At 45.5% G+C, this 3,856-nt stretch carries 1 protein-coding gene and 2 pseudogenes; all 3 read right to left on the reverse strand.

Annotated features, from left to right (window positions below):
• A pseudogene (locus tag BLS33_RS24445) lies at window positions 1–1,262 on the reverse strand (hypothetical protein); the annotation flags it as partial.
• Window positions 1,263–1,492: 230 nt separating this feature from the next.
• Window positions 1,493–2,662 carry a T9SS type B sorting domain-containing protein gene (locus BLS33_RS24450; RefSeq protein ID WP_089895956.1) on the reverse strand — a complete coding sequence of 390 codons (1,170 nt, stop codon included), beginning with the start codon at window positions 2,660–2,662 and terminating at the stop codon, window positions 1,493–1,495.
• A gap of 12 nt (window positions 2,663–2,674) precedes the next feature.
• Window positions 2,675–3,856, reverse strand: a pseudogene (locus BLS33_RS25030) (hypothetical protein); the annotation flags it as partial.

Below are 3,856 nucleotides of genomic sequence, written 5' to 3' on the forward strand. Positions count from 1 at the left end.
TCAATTTCTGTTTGGTCGGCATGAGTGTCAATAGTATGCGAACCATCCACAAAACCCATGGTTTCGATGTCAGTTTTGGAAAGATTTGTATCAACGGTATGTGCTCCAGTAACAAATCCCATACCTTCTATTTCTGTCTGGTCGGCGTGTGTGTCGGTGTCAATAGTATGCGCGCCATCCACAAAACCCATGGTTTCAATGTCGGTTTTCGATAACTGCGTATTGGTATCAACGGTATGTGCTCCGGTAACAAAGCCCATGCCTTCAATTTCGGTCTGGTCGGCATGCGTATCGGTGTCAATGGTATGTGCACCGTCGACAAAGCCCATAGTTTCGATGTCAGTTTTTGAAAGATTTGTATCCACGGTATGCGCTCCGGTGACGAACCCCATGCCCTCAATTTCGGTCTGATCGGCATGCGTATCGGTATCAACAGTATGCGCACCATCGACAAATCCCATGGTTTCAATATCGGTTTTCGATAATTGTGTATCGGTATCGATTGTATGTGCTCCGGTAACAAATCCCATGCCTTCGATTTCGGTCTGGTCGGCGTGGGTATCGGTATCAATAGTATGCGCACCATCGACAAAGCCCATAGTTTCGATGTCAGTTTTGGAAAGATTTGTATCCACGGTATGTGCTCCGGTAACAAAGCCCATTCCTTCGATTTCGGTCTGGTCGGCGTGGGTGTCCGTATCAACATACGCACTTAAATCTACGGAAGTGGAATTTCCATTTTCAATCGCAAGGGTCAATATATCATTGCTATCGATGGTAGCGGATTCTAAATTCTGGCTATCTCCGGCCGTAAACGAAATTACGGTCTGGTTTCCTGATTCGTTGGTATAGGTATAAGTGCCATCAAAATTATCGACCAAGGTACTGGTGGTTTCCTTTGCGCCGTAAAAGCTGATGTTACCCCCGTTTCCATCGTTGAGTACAAATCTTCCGTTTCCGAGGTCGGTAAAGGAAACAGCGCCTTTCGAACTCGATTGCGTACATAGGTTATTCCATTGTGTACCATCATAATAATGTATGCATTGGGTGTCGGTATTATAAACCAAGGCACCGCGTAAGGGACTTACCGTTTGCATCTGGCTGTTCGACATTCGGCTAAGTACCAGTGCTTTGGTGGTACTCTCCAGTTCGATCATCGAAGCGGGATCGATCGTATCGGGGTTGGCTCCAATTTTTACCTGGGCACTAAGGAAATTAACGCCAAGAAAAAGCACAAGTAATCCTAATTTATTGAATTTCATGGTAGATAACATTTGGGACATTATCTAAGAAACCATTCTGATGCTATGAAAATTCCTTTTTGAAATCTGCTTGGTTGGTCAGCTTAGTCTCTAGATTTCCAATAAAATTAGCGCATCATCGACAAAATACAAGCAAAATGTTGTGTACGTTCACCAAGTTGTGGTGAAATAATAATCCGGTGTAATTTGACCTAAAAAAGTGGATTTCGTCGAGTTGGGAAGCGGACAAATCAACGTGCCATATAGAAGAACCCTTGGAAGTCGAGTTCGAGGTCTTTTAAAGAAACGACATAAAAATAAACACCTTCGGGAAGTCCCTTGTCGCGGCCGATAACAAAGTTATCTACGTTCGAGTAGCCGACAAATTGGTTGGTATAATTCGTCATTTCAAAGACCTTTAGTCCGAAGCGGTCATAGATCAGGAGGTGATTGTTCGGTGAAAGTTCCAATTCTGCAATTTCAAGCGCATCGTTTAGCCCATCACCATTGGGCGTAATCAGGTAATTGTCGAGCGAAATGTAATCGCGTGGTTCGCCCATTGCCCCAAAGGTAATGGCCTCATATTCGTCGGGGACAAAAAGTGCGGAAACCACAACCCCTTGATCAAGGTCGCCGGCAGCGGCACCCCCGGCGAGAATTTCCCAACGTGCGGTGGTTTTGCTCCAACCTACCACAATAATCTTGGCCACATCATCGGTGAGTTCGCCCATATTGCTACGGCCGTTCCAGGTCATCTGAACGGTGGAAGGCACATTGCCCTCTAAACGCCAAAATTCGCGGGTACTGACCCCGCCCAACTGCGGTGGCCGACTTTCGGTATCGAAGGCCGCTGTAAACGTTGACGGGTTATTGGGGTTCTCGAAAAAATAGGCACATTTGGCCAGCGCATTGACACTTTGTGACCGCAGTACCAGAGGCCGCACTTGCATGCCATCACCGACCGGAAACGTAAAATTCTGTTGGTCGGTAATGGTGGCGTAGCCGTTTACTTTTGAAATATCACTTTCGCCGGTATAAAAACTGTCGGCCAAAAAGTTGAGGTAGTATTGCGGTTCATCTTTGGGCGTAAAAAAGTCGCCCACAATAAAGTTTAGGTTATTGCTGACGTTGACCACGGTGTTCAGCCCCACATTGGTATCGTTCGAGATCTCGATATCGAACAGGGTAGGGGGCAGCGCCCCGGAAATGGTCAGGGGGGCAATACCGTAAAACCCGGCTAACCCGTTGTTTTCGTCAAATACCCCATCGTTGATCAGGTTGGTATGAAACCCCAATTGACCCCCTTCATGAATACGAAGGTTGCCCGAATTGTACAGTGCGGACTGTGCAGAAATGTTGGTAACCTGCAATGCAAGAACGATAACAGCGAGTGGTATGTAATATGGTATTTTCTTTAACATTGCGATTAGCGGTTACTTTTTTAGTAAGGCCTTTATTTCGGCCATATCTTTTTTAAGGGTCTCCAATTCAGAGGAAAGCGTTTCGTTTTGGTTTTTTAGTTTTTTAATCTCTTTTTCTTGATTGATGGTGTGCAAAAAGAGTTCTTCGATTTTTTCAAGGTTTTGTAGGTTTGATTCGCTAACATTCCATGAACCTTCTTTTTTAACCTGAACTGCCGACTTGATACCTGGCAAGTGATGGTGTTTTTTAATAAAGGCTTCAATTTCTGTCAGTTTTTTAAAATCGTATCTTGGATTTAAATTTGATTTCCCCGAATAATATTTTTGAAATACATAATCAGGATGTTCTTGCGTTAAACCTACCCAAACTTCACCGTCTACCTGTAAATTTCCAGCTACGTGAAGTTTTCTATTTGTATCAGGAGTTGATGTGCCTATACCTACATTTTGAGAAGCATCGATTCGAATAGCTTCATTACTACCTGTTGCAAACCCAATTTCATTATTTGCGGCCCAAAACATTCCTGTGTCAAAATCATTATTAGTTGAGAAACCGTAGCCTGGCTGGCTGGAATTTCCCCCTGGCGTAGCAAAAGTGAATGATCTTAATCTATTATTGACAGCATCCCAGGAAAGGTTGGTTGGGTCGTCATCTAAACCAGCGGATCCATCAGAAAAGAATATACCTCCTGGCGTACCTGTTGGAAGTGCTCCCTCGTCGTTTCCAATCTCCCATCCTGGCGTGGTCTGGTTCCATTTGATTACCTGCCCGGTAGTTGTTGCGCCCATGTCGTCGAGATCCTCGAGGTTTATGGTCGCGTTGAGAATCTCGTCGGAGGTCACAGCACCCGTACCTATATGGGAGGCGTCGATACCATCAGCAGTAATCATAACAGGGGTAGTCACCGTCCCATCATTTGTTAAAGGGTAAGTAACACTTATCATTGAGGGTGGATTGGTCAGTATATATGGATCGCCAGAGGTACCATCACCAGAAACTATTACACTTGAGGCGCCACTATCGATGATGGTTTCCGAGCCGTCCGCCCCTCCTGTACTTGTGAGTATGTACGGATCGGCGCTTGTACCGGTTCCTGCGACTGTCACCGTCGCGCTACTGTTGATTTCGGTCTCGGACCCATCGGAAGAATCAATACTGGTGAGCACGTACGGATCTCCGGCAGTTCCAGTCCC

Origin of the sequence: Kriegella aquimaris, assembly GCF_900103215.1 — a bacterium.
In the GTDB taxonomy this organism is placed as follows: domain Bacteria; phylum Bacteroidota; class Bacteroidia; order Flavobacteriales; family Flavobacteriaceae; genus Kriegella; species Kriegella aquimaris.

Bases quoted from the DNA above. Each gene is read 5' to 3' on its own strand.
- BLS33_RS24450 (WP_089895956.1), bottom strand. From the start codon at position 2,662: ATGTTAAAGAAAATACCATATTACATACCACTCGCTGTTATCGTTCTT.